Origin of the sequence: Flavihumibacter fluminis, assembly GCF_021491375.1 — a bacterium.
Lineage (GTDB): Bacteria > Bacteroidota > Bacteroidia > Chitinophagales > Chitinophagaceae > Flavihumibacter > Flavihumibacter fluminis.
The window spans coordinates 51274-68470 of the sequence record NZ_JAKEVY010000004.1; the positions used below are offsets into that span (position 1 = coordinate 51274).

At 43.8% G+C, this 17197-nt stretch carries 12 protein-coding genes; 8 read left to right on the plus strand and 4 right to left on the minus strand.

Features of this window, described 5'->3' with window-relative positions; genetic code table 11:
* Positions 1–4 precede the first annotated feature (4 nt).
* Complete coding sequence (locus L0U88_RS15415; RefSeq protein WP_234866980.1) at positions 5–457, plus strand: Spy/CpxP family protein refolding chaperone; 453 nt, start codon at positions 5–7, stop codon at positions 455–457.
* Here L0U88_RS15415 and map read toward each other — a convergent pair.
* Entirely contained in the window at positions 454–1212 is a 759-nt protein-coding gene (gene map, locus L0U88_RS15420; protein WP_234866981.1) for a type I methionyl aminopeptidase, read from the minus strand. The two genes, L0U88_RS15415 and map, sit on opposite strands and share 4 nt — an antisense overlap.
* A 257-nt stretch (positions 1213–1469) precedes the next feature.
* On the opposite strand from map, the gene L0U88_RS15425 reads away from it, so the two are divergent.
* The 4 genes from L0U88_RS15425 (at position 1470) to L0U88_RS15440 (ending at position 6355) form a co-directional block, all read left to right on the plus strand.
* Entirely contained in the window at positions 1470–2414 is a 945-nt protein-coding gene (locus L0U88_RS15425; RefSeq protein ID WP_234866982.1) for a DUF4421 domain-containing protein, read from the plus strand.
* 3 nt (positions 2415–2417) lie between these two features.
* On the plus strand, positions 2418–3278 hold the full coding sequence (locus L0U88_RS15430) for a hypothetical protein (RefSeq protein WP_234866983.1): 861 nt from the start codon (positions 2418–2420) through the stop codon (positions 3276–3278).
* A 109-nt stretch (positions 3279–3387) separates the two neighbouring features.
* Positions 3388–5772, plus strand: coding sequence for a mechanosensitive ion channel family protein (locus L0U88_RS15435; RefSeq protein ID WP_234866984.1), 2385 nt, complete (start codon positions 3388–3390; stop codon positions 5770–5772).
* A 1-nt stretch (position 5773) separates the two neighbouring features.
* Positions 5774–6355 (plus strand): COG3650 family protein, encoded by a 582-nt coding sequence (locus tag L0U88_RS15440; RefSeq protein ID WP_234866985.1) that lies wholly within the window; start codon positions 5774–5776, stop codon positions 6353–6355.
* A gap of 24 nt (positions 6356–6379) precedes the next feature.
* Here L0U88_RS15440 and L0U88_RS15445 read toward each other — a convergent pair whose 3' ends face one another.
* Together L0U88_RS15445 and L0U88_RS15450 are read right to left on the minus strand one after the other, a co-directional pair.
* Complete coding sequence (locus L0U88_RS15445; protein WP_234866986.1) at positions 6380–7279, minus strand: DUF2167 domain-containing protein; 900 nt, start codon at positions 7277–7279, stop codon at positions 6380–6382.
* Positions 7280–7356: 77 nt separating this feature from the next.
* Positions 7357–8391 carry a S66 peptidase family protein gene (locus tag L0U88_RS15450; RefSeq protein WP_234866987.1) on the minus strand — a complete coding sequence of 345 codons (1035 nt, stop codon included), beginning with the start codon at positions 8389–8391 and terminating at the stop codon, positions 7357–7359.
* 42 nt (positions 8392–8433) lie between these two features.
* On the opposite strand from L0U88_RS15450, the gene metG reads away from it, so the two are divergent.
* The 3 genes from metG to L0U88_RS15465 all read left to right on the plus strand — a co-directional run bounded on the left by metG (position 8434) and on the right by L0U88_RS15465 (position 15755).
* Positions 8434–10539 carry a methionine--tRNA ligase gene (gene metG / locus L0U88_RS15455; protein ID WP_234866988.1) on the plus strand — a complete coding sequence of 702 codons (2106 nt, stop codon included), beginning with the start codon at positions 8434–8436 and terminating at the stop codon, positions 10537–10539.
* Positions 10540–10618: 79 nt separating this feature from the next.
* Positions 10619–14398 (plus strand): hypothetical protein, encoded by a 3780-nt coding sequence (locus tag L0U88_RS15460; RefSeq protein WP_234866989.1) that lies wholly within the window; start codon positions 10619–10621, stop codon positions 14396–14398.
* Between the two features lie 4 nt (positions 14399–14402).
* The gene (locus L0U88_RS15465; RefSeq protein WP_234866990.1) at positions 14403–15755 is read left to right on the plus strand and encodes a GntP family permease; all 1353 of its coding nucleotides are present in this window, start codon (positions 14403–14405) and stop codon (positions 15753–15755) included.
* Here the strand turns inward: L0U88_RS15465 and L0U88_RS15470 are convergent.
* A complete protein-coding gene (locus L0U88_RS15470) occupies positions 15712–17088 on the minus strand; it encodes a glycerate kinase type-2 family protein (RefSeq protein ID WP_234866991.1) in 1377 nt (458 codons plus the stop codon). The genes L0U88_RS15465 and L0U88_RS15470 overlap by 44 nt on opposite strands.
* Between the last annotated feature and the right edge of the window lie 109 nt (positions 17089–17197).

Genomic DNA, 17197 nt, shown 5'->3' on the forward strand with positions numbered 1-17197 from the left:
TCGTATGCAGAATAAAACATTAATCATAGTCATAGCAGCCCTGCTGATCAGCAACCTGGTATTGCTGGGTGCTTATTTCTGGGGGCGGGAGAAAAAAACACCCCAGACCAACCGGAATGACCGGTCTCCCGTGGAATACATGACAAGAGAAATTGGTTTTGACAGTACCCAAAAGCAACAGTTTCGGGAACTCTGGGAAACAGTATCTAACAACAACCGGGGATTATATGATTCGATTCGTCAGAATCGGGAGGCATTGTATGCTAATTTAAAACTGGAACCTCAGCCGGAAACATTGATCGACTCATTAGCTGGGAAAATAGCCGGTTTTGAAAAGCAGATCAGTATGAATAATTACCGGCATTTCAGAAAAGTTCGGGCTATTTGCAGCAATGAACAGCAGGTAAAACTGGATACGGTCATCAACCGATTGGCCAAAAAAACCAGGAGGCGTTAAATTTCATTGGCCGCAGTTAAAATGAGCGGCTCTTTTTCAGTAACCATGATGGTATGTTCATGCTGGGCAACATAACTTCCATCTCCGGTAACCAGTGTCCATCCATCTTTCAATTCTTTCGCCCGCTGACCGCCTGTTGAGATAAAGGTTTCAATAGCCACTACCATATTTTTCCGGAAACGGTCCTTGTTGAAGGGATCAAAATAATTAGCAATGGAATGTGGGTATTCGTGCAGGCTTCTTCCAATACCATGCCCTGTAAGATTCCGGATAACGCGAAAGCCTTCTTTTTTTGCAGACAGCTCAATCATTCTTCCCATTTCAGCGATTTTCATACCGGGCCGGATGGCTGCAATAGTTTTAAGGAGAATATCGCGGGAAGTATTCACCAGTTTAGCATGACCATGAAGATCAGCACCCAATACAAACGAGCCTCCATTATCACCCCAATAGCCGTTTAATTCAGCAGAGACATCAATATTGACCAGGTCACCTTCTGCAAGAATTTTGTCCTTACCGGGAATTCCGTGTGCCACTTCCTGGTTCACGCTGATACAAGTATATCCGGGAAACCCATAAGTGAGTTTAGGAGCAGGCCGTGCTCCGAAGTCAGCTAGTATCTCTGCTCCATATTCATCCAGCTCGGCACAGTTCATACCGGGTTTGGCAAATTCCCTCATTTTTTTAAGCGTAATGGCAACGGCTGTGCTAACAGCCTGCATTCCCAATAAATCTGCTGTTGAACTAATTGACATAAGTCAAAGGTAGGGAAGACTAAAGTCAACTCAACATTAAATACTTTATCTTATAATTGTATATCGTTAAGGCATAAAGAACAGGCAATTGATTCTTACCCTGGAAGCTCAACATTGAGTCAATAAGTTATATGCCTTTTATTCATCGAACATTACGGTGGGTGACAGCTGGCTTCCTGCTGTCAGTTTGCAGTCCGGTCTTTTCGCAAGACAGCCTGGAGGATCACTCTGAAAAAAAACAGGGTTATATAGCCAGCATGAATGAGTATATAACATTCAAACTGGCCCAAACTACCGATCAGGAAAACTTCTCTGTTTTTACGAATGGTACCAAATCCCGTATTGATCCTAATGCCTCATCCGTCTCAACGCTCAGCGTCAATTATTCTTTTATCTCCCTATCCGTTCGGTTCGTTCCTCATTTCCTTCCAGGCAACCGCGATACAAAAGAGAAAGGAAAAACCAGGAGTGGTGGACTTGCTTTGAATTTTTATTTGGATCATTGGCTCCAGGAATTATCCTACCAGCGTACCCGCGGTTATTACCTGGAAAACACAGCCGATTTCAGGCCGGGTTGGCAGGACGGTGACCCCTACATTCAGTTTCCAGATCTGCAGTACCGGAGTTTCCAGGGTATGACAGGCTACAAATTCAACCGAAACTTCTCTTTAAATGCCCTGGCTACGCAGTCGGAGCGACAGCTCAAAAGTGCCGGCAGTTTTATTCCACAATTGTTATACCGGTATTACACCATAGATGACAAGACTAAATTGGTAAATCCAGGCCAGACATCCCAACGATCCAACAACCTGGAATTAGTATTGGGGGCCGGCTATTATCACAACTTCGTTCTGAAGGGCAACTTTTATTTCGCACTGGGTGTAACCCCCGGTGCAGGTATATTATTCATGAATCTCACTACCCGTAGTGGTAATGGAGAAAGGATCAAAACCCGTCAGCAGGATTTTATATTTCGACTGGATAGCAGAGCCGGTATTGGCTACAATGGCGAACGTTTTTTTGGTGGCCTGTATGCAACTGCTTTTACATCGTCCTACCGGCAGGAGAACACCCAGGTCGTGAATGGGAATGCCCGTATTGTTTTTAAACTGTTTGCAGGCTACCGGATTCCTGCACCTCGAGTCATAAAAGAACGTGTTTCAACTATTAAAACCAAATTAACGAACAAGCTTAAAAAGTAAACAATGAAAAAGCTACTTATTGGAATTTTATTAATTTTCTTCAGTTCAATATTGTTGGCCCAGACAGATACAAAAAATGATGTTATTCTAAAACTCAACGGAGATGAGTTGGTTGGGAAGGTTATGGAAATTGATGACAATGAAATCAAATTTACCTACAAAGGGGAGTCGCTTGTTTACAAAATCAAAAAAACGGATGTCCTGAAAATAACTTATAGCAGCGGCAGAATTGAAATGTTCTCGAAACCAGCATTGCCATCTGAAGCGAGTTCAAAATCTGCTTCAACGGCAGCAATGAGTGGCCCCGGACTGGCTGACCACCATAATAAGGTAGCCATCCTCCCCTATGCGTTTTTGAAAGACGGGGAAACTGCATCTGACGATATCAGTTTCAAGGTGCAAAACGAAACCTTTGCCTTTCTGAACCGTCATGCGGGTGTAATGAGCATAGTAGACCCAAGAACAAGCAATGCTTTATTAATTAAAGCAGGAATCAACAGGGAAACAATTAAAGGATATACCATGGACGATCTTTGTAATATTCTGGGAGTTGAATATGTAATTGATGGAATCGTCTCAGTAAATAAAGGTAATCAGACAAATATTACGACCGGTAATTCGAACACTACCTACAGCAGTGGTAATAACAATAAAAACAATCAGTACAAGAGCAGAGAAAAGAGTTCCGGATCGGTTGTTTCAACCAGTACCCAGAATTTCGAAACCAGTTTAACGCTCAGTATTTACAATGATAAAGGAGTTAGTATATACAGTCAGGAAAGGAGATCCTTCTGGAATACACAGGATGCTTATAAAATTACACTGGAATACCTTTTAAAAAGATGCCCGCTTTATTCAAAGTAATCATTTTATGAAAATCAACCGTTTCGTTTTTCTTCGGCTTACTATTTTTTTTGTTTTTTGCTACAATTGTTTTGAAGCTGTTGGCCAAAAAACCGACACCCTTCATACGATGGCAGCATCAGACAGTTCTGCTTTTATGAAAATGGTTAAGAAAATCGGCATAAAAGAAGAATTGAGCAGTATTGCCAAGTTTGAAAAGGGCAGAATAGAAGCAAGGCAGCGTAAAGTATTGGAGGCCGTACGCCAGGAAATTCAAAAAGCGGGACTTTTTCTCAAGCAATCAGTTGACACCATCAATATCATTCGGGATCTTAAGAGCAGCAAAGCTTCCTTTGCTATTGTTGGTGATGGTGTATTCCGGAACCAGGGAACTCATCATACACAGCGAAACCTGTTTGTTTCTGATGCCATACTCGAACAGGTTGCTTTTACGCTCGAAAGTCACAGATCCAAACTTGACACTTACTATCAGACACTTTCAGGTTACCGTTACAGAATCGACTCCTTGTCCAGTGATTCTATTATATATCAATTTCCAAGTGATTCAAGCGAGGTGGTAAACTATTTCAAAACAATGCTTTCCATCCTTAAGGAAGTTGCCCCACTTGATAGTTCCATAACTAACGCAGTTTCTTCTATTCAGCACTTACTCCAGGATGTTGACATGTTTTTATTCGAGGTTCATACAGCAAGAAATGAGATTGAAAAAATCAATGCCAACCTAGCAGCAAATTTGGGAAATCGGGAATTCCCCAACCTTTGGGAAAAGCCAAAAAACAAACGGCCATTACCTGAAATCCTGAACATTTCAGAAAAAAAAGAATCGCTGGCGTTAAAATTTTATTTGAAAGACAATATCACAAGATTGCTGCTGCTCGCAATTATAATAATGATTTGCACCTATTTTTTAAACACTCTTAAAAGTCACCTTAAAGAAAACAAGGCCCTTCATACAAATTATGAAGGCCAGCTGGTAGTCAGATATCCTGTATTGTCTGCCATCATCATCAGTAGTTCCATTTTCCAATTCATGTTCCTGGATCCTCCCTTCATTTTCAGTTTTATATTATGGATAGCTGCTGCCGTTTTCCTTGGTGTATTGTTTAACAGGTACATCACTCCATTCTGGATGCGATTCTGGATTATTATAGTAGCAGCTTTCGCTCTATCAGGATTAAGTAATCTTATACTGCAAGCTTCCCGTATTGAAAGATGGGGAATGTTAGCCTTGCAGGTTTTTGGAATTGTCTATGGAATATATATTCTTCAAAACAAGCAAAAAGCTCAACTGAGAGAACGAAAAATTCTCTATTTCATTGGTATTTTTACTATTATAGAATTGCTGGCAGCCGGATTCAATTCATTCGGTAGGTATAACCTCTCCAAGACGTTTATGATTATTGGATACAGCGGGTTAATAATCGCTATTCTGTTTCTTTGGACCGTTCGACTTTTAAATGAAGGTCTTGTGATTGCCTCCCAGATTTATCAGCATCCGGATAAAAAACTCTTCTATATAAATTTTGAAAAAGTTGGAAACAGGGTACCTGTCCTATTTTATATTTTTCTTATAGTTGGCTGGGCAATTTTAATGGGCCGTCATCTCTTTGTCTTTCGGCAATTGGCAGGACCATTCAATCTATTTTTGACGACAGAACGTACAATAGGTGACTACAGTTTCAGTATCAATGGCATTTTTATTTTTGTGTTGATCCTTTTCGGTTCACTTTTTCTTTCCAGGCTTATCTCTTTTTTTGCGGCCGAACCGGATGCAACTTCACCACATCAACAAAAAATAGGCAAAGTATCTGTAGGGAGCTGGTTATTACTGATTCGAATTATCATCATCAGCACGGGACTTTTTCTTGCCATTGCGGCAGCAGGCATTCCCCTTGACCGGATAACACTGATTATTGGAGCACTGGGAGTTGGTATTGGATTAGGCCTGCAGGGGCTGGTAAATAACCTGGTAAGCGGACTTATCATCGCCTTTGAAAAACCGGTGAATGTGGGAGATATCATTGAAGTTGATGGCAAATCCGGAACCATGAAGTCCATCGGGTTTCGTTCAAGCGTAGTTGTTACATCCGATGGATCCAGCCTTATTATTCCGAATGGTGATTTACTTAGTCAACACCTGGTAAACTGGACCATGAGCAAAAACAGAAAGCGGATCAGCCTGGTAGTTGGTGTTGCTTATGGAACAACTATTTCGCAGGCTAAAGAAGTAATTACCGGAATACTTCAGGCGGATACCAGGATTTCAACCATTCCGCCACCGGTGGTACTTGCTCGTGATTTCGCACCCAGCAGTATTGAACTGGAAGTATTTTTCTGGCTCAGTGATTTGAGAATGGCAGGAGAGGTTAAAAGCCAGGTTATTCAGCAGATCCAGGAACAATTTGAAGCTGCGGGTATACAAATTCCAATTCCTCAACAGGAAGTATTGCTTAGAACACCTACACCCCATTCGCCTAATAATAAAACCAAATAAAATGTCTCCTAAACAACAATTGCTCTGTTTGATGGTAATTGGCCTAAGTATTACAGCCTGCCAGAATACTTCTACTACCAGCCTTGAAACAGCGGTAGCAGATAGCAGCTTAAGCTACGGTCCTGATACCCACCGACCGGAAACCGCCAAACTGGTAATTAATACCTTAGCCACTCTTTACAAATCCGATATTGAAAAAAATCTGATTGATTCCTTTAGCAGAACCTTTGTTTTTTTTGAATATGATCTTAATGAAGATGGCAGAAAAGAAATTTTTGTCAGCCATACCGGCTCCTATTTTTGCGGCACTGGGGGTTGCAACTTACTGCTTCTTTCTCCCGATGGAAAACAGATTACCCAATTCACCGTTAGCCGAACACCGGTAATTGTGCTTAAAGAGCGTTCAAAAGGATGGAATGACTTACTCATTGAAAGCGCAGGAAAATTACACCTGCTAAAGTATGATGGGAACTCCTATCCTTCCAACCCAAGTGTTGCACCGGTATTCACGATGATACCTGGTGATGAATTACCCCGGCTGTTAGATACAGAACATGAACCTTTTCCTAAATTCTCTTTTTAATAAATCGAAATTACACAACGCGTATTATACTGGTTCATTTCCGGCTGGCACACCTGTATCCTCTTTTTTCCTGCTGATAAACCGCCAGAGTGCTGTACCACCTCCTATCAATGCAAATGCTATGATTTTCCAGAATTTCAAGAGTACCGCAAAAAATCCGGCCTTGGCCAATACCTTACCGGCAACCAGTCCGCCTACGGTCCAGGCTGCCACTTCATCAACATTTGAATCATAATCTGCATACCGGTGGCCATCTTTAAAAGATACACTGGCCAATACAGGTTCAATAGAAGTTTTGACCTGCGGCAGGTCTTCCATTCCTGCAACTGCATTGATCAGAAAAATACCTTTTCTACCAAGGATCCGTAGATTATAATTTAGTGTATGGATACTGTCGCCATCAAACTCCAACTCTTTCGCCCAGTGAAGGGTTTTCTTCGACTTGTCATAATAAGGACTAGAGGCCCAGCCAACTAATTCTACTGTAGAATAACCCGCTGCTGCACGTTCTGCATTGGCAGCCTTAGCATCCGCCTGCTGCTCCTTTAACAAGTCATCGTAATTGATATCTTCTGCATCACTATCTTTTACATAGCCCATCTGATCAAAACTGATAGTAAATGCCCAGGAGTTGGGGCCTACCACCCCTGCATTCTCAGGAACCAGCATACCCAGGATGCTGGTATCTTCCGGGTTACCCCAAAGATCTTCCAAAACATAGCGGCTTTCGGTACGGTCCAGGAATTTAAATCCCGCTGGTACTTTCAGGCTGGCATTTCCGGATTCCAGTTCGATGGTCCCCTGCTGGTAATGCAGGGATTGATTGATAGAATCTAATTTGAATTGAATACTGTCGGCCATCTGTGCAAAACCAACAAAAGAAAGGAGCAGCATCGAAACAACTGCCAAAAGGCATCTTTTCATGAATAAAGTTTAGAGCGCCAAAATAATAGCCGAACCTCATATTTACAAGCAAATTGTTAAAATCATTTTAACAATTCTCACTTTAGTGAAGTTAATTCGGTTAACCGAACACTGGATCCGGTTACCTCCAGGCGTACCAAGGCTCCGCATTTCAGCGCGAAATTATTTTTCTGATGACCGACAGGAAAATCAAAACAAACCGGGTACCTGCAATCATCCAGTTTTTCCAGGACAATCTGCTGCAGGTTTTTACCAAATTCTTCTTCCAGCTTTTCTGCCGGCTTGTGTTTGAATCCTCCGATGATGAGTCCGGCCAGGTGTTCCAGTTTGCCGCTTCTCTTAATATTCCAGAGCATCCGGTCAATACTGTAGAGGTATTCACCGGTATCTTCCAGGAATAAAATTTTACCTCTGGTATGCAGATCGGAGGCAGATCCGGCCAGCGATTCGATGGTCTTACAGTTTCCACCAACCAATTGCCCCACACCAGTTCCCAATTGGTTATAAGGGCCCGCAGCATATTCAAACTTCATGGGTTCACCAAACAGCAAATCTCTTATGGAAAGTATGGTGGCTTTTTGCAACTCATCCGCCTTTGACCAGTCGTCCGGAAAACTGTTGCACATTTTGGAATGAATCGAAGCCAGTCCGGTTTTTCGAAACAGGTGCGCATGCAGCACGGTTACATCACTGAAGCCTATCAGCCATTTGGGGTGCTTGCGAAGCGGACGGAAATCAATCCCGTCAATAATACGAATCAATCCATACCCCCCTCTTGCACAGAGGATCGCTTTTACCGAAGGATCGTTGATAAGCTGTTGCAAGTCGGCCGTCCTTTCCTGATCGGTGCCTCCAAAGGTTCCATCCCGTTTTCCGATGGTATCACCAATGCGAACGGTCAAGCCCCAGGACTGCAATTGCTGAACAGCGGGGTTTATTTCTTCCCGGGTTATATAACCAGCCGGTGAACTGATGGCGATGGTATCACCTGCCTTCAAAAAAGGCGGCTGAAATACAGCATTGTCTTCCGGTTCCATTGAAAAACTTTCATAAGGCAAACCGGCACCCAGTGTAAGTGCACCCAGCTGCTGTAGAAAATGATGGCGTTTCATAGGCTAAAGATAAGGTTGCCTGCCTTTTCGTATTTTTGCGCCATGCAAGAACCAAAAAGATACCTGATCACTGCAGCACTACCCTATGCAAATGGTCTGAAACATATTGGCCACCTGGCAGGCGCCTACCTGCCAGCGGATATCTATGTCCGTTATCTCCGGGCACAAAAAAGAGATGTTGTCTTTGTTTGCGGAAGTGATGAACACGGTACTGCCATTCCCATCCAGGCAATGAAAGAAGGCACCACGCCCCAGGCGATCATTGATAAATACCACGAGATCATCAAACAGAATTTTGCCGACCTGAGTATCTCCTTTGATATTTATGACCGTACCAGTGCCCCGATCCATCATGAAACTTCGCAGGAGTTTTTTACCGCGCTGCAGGAAGCCGGTGAACTGGAAACCCGCGAAACCGAACAATATTTTGATGAGCAGGCAGCTACCTTCCTGGCCGACCGGTATATCAAAGGCACCTGCCCGAATTGTGGATTCGACGGAGCATTTGGCGATCAGTGCGAAAAATGCGGTACGGCATTAAGTCCGGATGAACTCATCAACCCGGTTAGCACCCTAAGCGGATCTGCCCCTGTCAAGAAAAAAACTACCCATTGGTACCTGCCACTGAACCGGCATGAAGACTTCTTACGGCAATGGATACTTGAAGAACATAAAGACGACTGGAGAGCCAATGTACTGGGACAATGCAAGAGCTGGATTGATGGTGGCCTGCAGCCCAGGGCAGTAACCCGCGACCTCGACTGGGGGATCGCTGTGCCGCTGGAAGAAGCCAAAGGAAAAGTATTGTATGTATGGTTCGATGCGCCCATTGGCTATATCAGTGCCACCCGAACCTGGGCAAAACAAAACGATAAAGACTGGAAACCTTATTGGTATGATAAGGATACCAAGCTGGTGCATTTCATAGGGAAAGATAATATCGTGTTTCACGCCATCATCTTCCCGGTGATGCTGAAACTGCATGGCAATATCCTGCCAGATAATGTACCAAGCAATGAATTCCTGAACCTCGAAGGAGATAAAATGAGTACCAGCAGAAACTGGAAGCTGGATATGCAGGATTTTATCGACGATTTTGTAAAAAAGGAAAATGGCGGGCCGCAACTGGTAGATGCGCTGCGGTATTACCTGACACAGATCGCTCCGGAAACCAAGGACAGCGAGTTTACCTGGAAAGGATTCCAGGATGCAGTGAACAGTGAACTGGTAGCGATTTTTGGAAATTTCGTCAACCGGACATTTGTGTTGATGCACAAGCTCACCAATGGCAAGGTGCCGCCTGTTCATGCAGACATACTTGATGATAAAGACCGGGAACTGGCAGCTGCCATTCAGGCGGCCAAAGTAAAAATAGAAGCCCTGCTGGAGGGTTATAAGTTCCGGGAAGCCCAGTTTGAACTGATCGACCTGGCCAGAAAAGGTAACCGTTACATGCAGGAAAAAGAGCCCTGGATAAAAGCAAAGGCGGGAGCATCAGCACAACCTGAAATTGACAACTGTCTTCATTATTGTTTGCAGTTGTGCGCGAACCTGGCTATACTATCAAATCCTTTCCTTCCGAACACATCCAGGAAAATGTTACACCAGATGAAAGTGGTGGATCGTATGCTGGATTGGGAAAATGCCGGCTCACTGAAACTACTGAGTGTTGGTTATAGTTTGAGAGCACCGGAATTATTATTCAGAAAAATTGAAGACATGGAAATACAACAACAGATTGAAAAATTAAAGAGTAACAGTCAGCCTGCGCCGGAAGCACCAGCAGCAGTGCCTGCAGAGCAACCGGCCCCACCTGCAAAAGCCACCATTCAATTCGACGACTTTGCAAAAATAGAATTGAAAGTAGGTACTATAGTAACTGCTGAAAAAGTGGAGAAAGCAGATAAACTATTGAAATTGTCGGTTGATATGGGAACTGAAACCAGGACAATCGTAAGCGGCATCGCCCTGCATTTCAAACCGGAAGACATCATCGGGCAACAGGTGGTAGTAGTGGCCAACCTGGCACCGCGTAAAATGCGTGGTATCGAAAGCAATGGCATGATCCTGATGGCAGAGGACAAGGAAGGTAAATTACATTTTGTACAACCGGGCACACAAATTAACCCGGGTGCAGGGGTAAGTTAAGCAGTCAGAAAATACATTGTAAAAAGAGGTTGTTCGGGTACACTTGAACAACCTCTTTTTTTTGTTTAACTTGTATCTTATGGGCAGGATTTTGCGTAAACACTGGATAATGATGGGAGCCGGGATCACGTTGTTGGTACTTGGATTGGTGCTGGGGTATTTGCTACGGTACCGTTCGGTGGAAGCAGTGGAACAATTGGTGAATAATTTATCAGGCGGGCAGTATAAATTAACCGCCACCAGTTTCCGGTTTAACCTCTTTAAATTCCAGATCAATGCAAGAAATCTCCATGTAGCGCCTACTATTGATAATGACGACAACAGTCTGTTTGAATTCAAAGCCGATTCGGTTTCGATACAGATTAACAATCCCATCCAACTTTTACTGTTTAAGCGGCTGGCGGTAAACAAACTGATATTAAAAGCTCCCTACCTGGAATTAAAAAGGGCTTCGAAGGACAGCACCAGGAACCGATCACTACGACCCCTGCATGTTGAAATTGCAGCTGTCCAGGATGTGTTTTTTAATGTCTTGTCCTCCCTGGAAGTACAGCAGTTCAGGATGAGCGACGGCAGTGTTTCCATTTATCCGGAAACCAGCATTCACCAGCGACGTTTTTTTCTGAATCATATTTACCTGGCACTGGATGATCTGCACCTGCTGAGAAAAATCAAACAATGGGATAATACCAACCGGGTAGCGGTAGATTTTCGATTGTTGAAACCGACCATTGAATATCCGGATTCTACACTGCAGGTGGTACTTGATAAACTGGTCTGGCAATCCAAAACAAGACGATTTGAGCTAAGCGGACTTGATTTTCATAAACGAATGGAAGACTATAAAGAAAAATCAGGTTTTCGGTTGGAAAATATTGAACTGGATTCTTTAAACTGGAACAAATTATTGACAGAAGGAAGAATTGAACTTGGATTATTGAAAGCGGCAAAGGGATATTTTACCAGTAATAATATTCGGTTCCGCAAGGCCAGGAATAAAGATTCAGTACGCATAGAAAACAGTTTCATGGATGTAATGGGGGCAATTAAAATAAAAACCGTCCAGATTGACAGCATTCAATTTAAGGGCAGCACTATTACCCGAAGGGGTAATGAGAGTCTTGAAATATTGGGTGATAATTTTTATGTTTCCAATCTGGTGGTTGACAATTCCTTACCAAATAAAATCGAGCTGGATGATCTTGAATTTGCAGTACGCGGCTTCCTCGAATCAGACAGCAACAAGACCTTTCAGACCGGGTTTGACGGCATGCGCATCAAAAAGAATCAGTTAACCCTTCAAAATTATTTTCTCCGCGCGTCTAACCGAAACAAAACAGCCAATACCAGTATTTCCACCAGTCAATTGATTTTGAACAACCTCTCTATTCCCGCTTTGCTGAGCGGTCAGTTAAAAGCAGATGAGCTGGATCTGATCAGTCCCAATGTAAGACTCCAACTGGCAGGTAAGACTGCTGGCAAAAAACTAAACCCATTGCGCGAAATTCAACGAACCATTCGCCGCAAACTCCAGATTGAAACCATCCGTGTGTTTGATGCCGACCTTCAGATATCTGCAAGGGGAGCCAAAAAACCGCTGGTCAGCTCAACCTCTTTTTCTGCCATCATCTCAAGTAACAGTGTATTAAGGGCAGGTACGCTCGAGGAATTATTTGATGGCAAGAACCGGTTGGAAATGCCTCAACTGGCACTTCGTCTTAAGAATTTCAATGTAGATTTAACAAATGCAGTTTACGAAGACAATGACCTTCGTGCCAGCCAGGCTATTGGCAACACCAGTGAAAACAAAATCCGTTTTGAGCTTCGTAATATTCATGTACAGGATATCAACGCTGCCGGTATCATTGAGGGGAAGGATACCAACTGGGTGCGATTGATTGAATTGGGAACTGGCAAGGTATTCCTAGGTCATCTATCAGGGAAAAATAATTCCTCCTCAAAAACGAAAATTCCCCAGGAAATGATCCGGAATATAAGAACCGGTAAAATTGAGCTTGTACTTGACCAACCCGGACTATCCATAAATACTTCCATTGATAGCATTGCAGTTGATAGTCTACGGTATCAGAACCAGCAATGGACCTGGTTTCATTATTACCTGACGGGACAAAAACTGAAACTAAATCAGGATAAGCTGGCCCTCAGTATTGGACCTTATCTGATTTCATCTGATCAAACCAACCTGCAGGAAGTTCAAATTCAAGCGAAAGGAAATCGGTTTGATTTAGCAGGCCAGATACCAGGAGTGCAGTTATCAGGAAGTCCCGCATCGCTGAAGGATCCATTAGCCAGCATAAAAAAAGCAGTACTAACCTGTCCCGATATAAAACTGGTACTTAAGGAAGTAACCGAATTTGAGGAAACTGCGGCCACGGCTAACCGTTATACTAAACTGCCTGCTCTTGAATTAAAAGATCCGGCGCTGAATATCTCAAGAGAATCAGAAGGCAGAACCATTGAACTCTTTAGCAATAGAGGCGGAAATATCCAAACAGATGTCATAAACATTAATGAAGGTCGCGTCTCAACAGCCCTTGTAGACCTCTCCCTGAATAAGATTATTGCAATGCCGGAAAAGACCAACCTGCGCATTGGCAACTTTCAACTACGTGCGAGCGATTTTCACCTGGACAAAAACCTCCAGACAACAATCCAGAAGATTTCACTAAAGGAAGGAAACATTGATCACCAAACCGACAACTATCACTTGCGGATAAATGACATTATATTCCTGACCAAAGAACCGATTCTTTTCTCCAGCAAAAAAGAAGAGCTCCGCAAATTCCTGGAAAACATACCCAATATTAACCTGGAAGCGAAGGAAGTCTTCTACCAGAAAAAGGATCGTAAATGGGAAGTCTATAAAACGATTTTGGATGCTGACAAAAAAATCATCGGGTTCGACAGCATACGATTCAGCAGCCTGATCAGCAAAGACAGTTTTCTTGCCAGATCACCCTACCAGACAGATTTTATTGAATTCAATGCCGGAAAAGGTAGAATACTTGGACTGGATCGTGACCTTAAAGAAACCGATACCGTATGGATGGCGAATCGCATCGAACTGGACCATTTTAATATGGAAGTGGAGCGCGATAAAAGAAGGCCGGAGGATACTGTCAGCTATCGCACCATGTTACCCGGACTCATCAAAAAAATTCCGCTGAAGCTTGAAATCGGTTCCGCATTGTTAACGAAATCCCGCATTCAGTATAGTGAAACCAGTGGTAAAACAGGAAAGCGGGGAACGGTCTGGTTCAATGATCTCAACCTGGTAGCGGGACCAATTAAAAATTTCGAATTGCAACCAACTGATTCCTTACGGATTACTGCCACCACTCTTTTTATGGACAGCGGTAACCTTCGTTTTGGATTTCAACAGGCATATCTCGACAGTCTGTATGGGTTCTATTTATTGGCAAGAATGGGAAAGATGGAATTAAATGCATTGTCCCCTTTACTTATGCCCTTGTTCAATCTGCATATTAAACAGGGTCGCGCAGATAGCGTCTGGCTTCGGGTTAAAGGCAATGATTATTTTGCCTATGGCCATATGGAACTGGATTATCGCAAGCTTAAGTTTGAACTCTATGACGAGAAAGGTAGAAAAAAGAAATTCACCAGCTTCCTGGCGAACCTGTTGATAAAAAACAGGAATGGTAAAAAAGGGCTGGTCTACCAGGAGCGGGTTCAGAACAAATCCACTTTCAATTACTGGGGTAAGATTGCATTAAGCGGATTAATGACCAACCTGGGTGTAAAGTCCAACAGAAAATACCTTCGTAACTATAAAAAAGAAGCAAAGCGATTGGAGATTCCAATTGAATTGCTTGATTAACCATATGAATTCTGCCATCTATTTATTTTTCATAATAGGCAGTGCGATTGCTTTCATCATTATTGCCTGTGCCCGTTTGAAATGGCATCCAATGCTGGTATTGCTGACTGCCGCCTTGTTTGTTGGAATAGGTTGCGGTATTTCTCCCAAACAAACCATTGAAACCATTTTAAGCGGAGCAGGGTCCATTTTTGCAAGTATAGGATTCCTGATCATACTCGGTAGTTTCCTGGGGGAAGTGCTGGAAAGAAGTGGAGCCGCGGCCAGAATTGCCAGCGAGCTCATCAACAGTTCCCAACAAGCAAGGGTTCCTTATCTGACACATGCATTGGGGTTACTCGTCGGGATCCCGGTTTTTTGTGATGCAGGATTCATTTTATTATCAAGGCTCATTCATTCCATGCAAATGGTAGAGGGCAGTTCGGTTGCTGCTCTGCAGTTATCCCTCGGTACCGGATTGTATGCATCGCATGTTTTGATACCCCCTACGCCGGGACCAATGGCTGCAACCGGCAACCTGGGTCTTCAGAACCAGCTTGGCTGGGTAATACTGCTCGGCCTTATAGTATTGATACCGGTTGCCATACTAACTAGTATGTTTATTCGAAAAATGGATAAACAGTTATTTGCAATAGATCCTCCGGCACGCAAAACCGATTCAGTAACAGAATCAAGCAAGGTGCAAGAACAAACACTCCTTTCCTCCCTTATTCCCCTTCTTTTACCCTTACTGCTGATCACCACTGGTTCAGTGGCTCCTTTTTTCATCAGCAATGAAAAGCTGCAGCATGGTTTTCAATTAGTAGGACACCCGGTGCCGGCACTCGGAATAAGTGCTTTGCTGGCGCTGGTTTTACTGGCCCGAAAGGATCGCAAAAACTGGGGGGAATGGTTTCAACAGGCCCTGGTAGCATCCGGTCCTATTATATTTATTACCGCAGCTGGTGGCGCATTCGGAGCTGTATTAAAAGCTACGCCGATTCAGGATGTACTATCAGGATTCCTGCATACATCCGGTATACCCAACTGGGCCATTTACCCGGTTGCCTTTTTACTGGCTGCCCTATTGAAAACCGCACAGGGGTCATCCACTGCATCACTGATTATCACTTCGGCATTACTCTTCCCCGTCATGGGATCTTTTGATCTTAACACTCCGCAGCAGGCCCTGGTAGTGTTGGCAATCGGCGGTGGGGCGATGACGATAAGTCATGCCAACGACAGTTATTTTTGGGTAATCCATCAATATGGCAATATCCCTGTCAATAAACTATATCGAAGTTACACCTTGCTAACTGCAGCTATGGGAATCACTACCCTTCTTGGGGTACTGGCTCTTTATGTTCTAACAGGATAAGCAGGATATCCATCACATTGGTTTGGGTGGGTCCTGTTTTCACCAGACCTCCTGCAGCAGAAAAAAACGTATAGGCATCCTGGTTAGCCAGGAATGAATCAGGATTCAATTCAGCTTTTCTTACCTGCTCCAGCAAGGTTTCATCCAGCACTGCACCGGCAGCATCCGTTGGTCCATCGGTACCATCGGTTCCTCCACTCAGAAAAGCAAATGCATAGGATTTCAGCTGTTTGATAAGATCTTCATTGTTCAGGCATTCTACCAATAAGGCCAGCATCAGTTCCTGGTTTCTCCCACCCTTTCCTTTACCAGTTAAAGTCACGGTAGTTTCGCCACCCGCCAGAAAACAGCGGGCCGTATAATCGCCCTGTTTTTTGTATGCTTCCATTTGGGAGAGCGCCTGCCGAAGAAAATTAACACCTACTTCCCGCGCTTCTCCTTCAAGTGATGCATGAAATGTTATTGGTTCAAATCCAAAGTCCAGTGATTTATCGGCACAAGCTTTTAAAGCAAGTAGATTGGTTGCCAGTAAATGATGCTGCACCCGATGAAAAAGCGGATCCCCAGGTTTGGGAGTTTCCCGAGAGGGATCTGTTTTCAGTCGGTTGATATAATCCTGTAAGCCTCGTGGCATCTTTTCGGTTATACCAAACCGGTAGAGCAATTGTTCCACCTCTGAAATACTGCTGCTGTCAGGATAAAAAGGTCCACTGGCAATAACGGAAAGATCATCGCCGGGAACATCGCTCAGTACTCCCACTTCGATGGTGGCCCCACCTGCGAGCCTTGCGAGCTGACCTCCCTTCAGGGAAGAAAAATGTTTCCGAACAGCATTCATTTCAGCAATGGAAGCCCCGGATGCCAGCAGCGACTGGTAAAATGACTGCAACTCTTCCTGGCTGCAACCTTCCGGCAGATCAGCCACCAGGGCACTGGTACCACCGCTGAGTAATACCAGCAAAAAATCCCTCGGATCCAAACTGCTAACCAGGTTTCGAACCGCTAGTCCCGCATCAAAGCTTTTCTGGTTGGGCACCGGATGCCCCGCTTCCAGTTGGGGCCATGCTAAACCAGGCAATGCATGCTCCTCCTTGGTCACCACCAGGGCCTGATCAACCCAATCACCCAGGATATTTTGTGCTTCAAAAGCCATCGCAGAAGCGGCTTTTCCCATGGCCAGTACTACTAGGCTCCTTATCTCCTTCCGGGCAAACCATTGCCCTCCAACCCGAAATGCGGCATCTTTTTTCTCCAGAAAATCCGCCATGAACACGGATGGAAGCACCGCCTCTACGCCGGCCTGGAATATGGTTTTGGCTGTAGCATTGTTCATATCGCCAAGATAGGACTTAAATAAAACGAACGACTGTTATTGAATTTCCAATAAATCATTAACTTCGACTCAATTAGTTGTTTAACTAACTAATTTTCTATCGGAATAC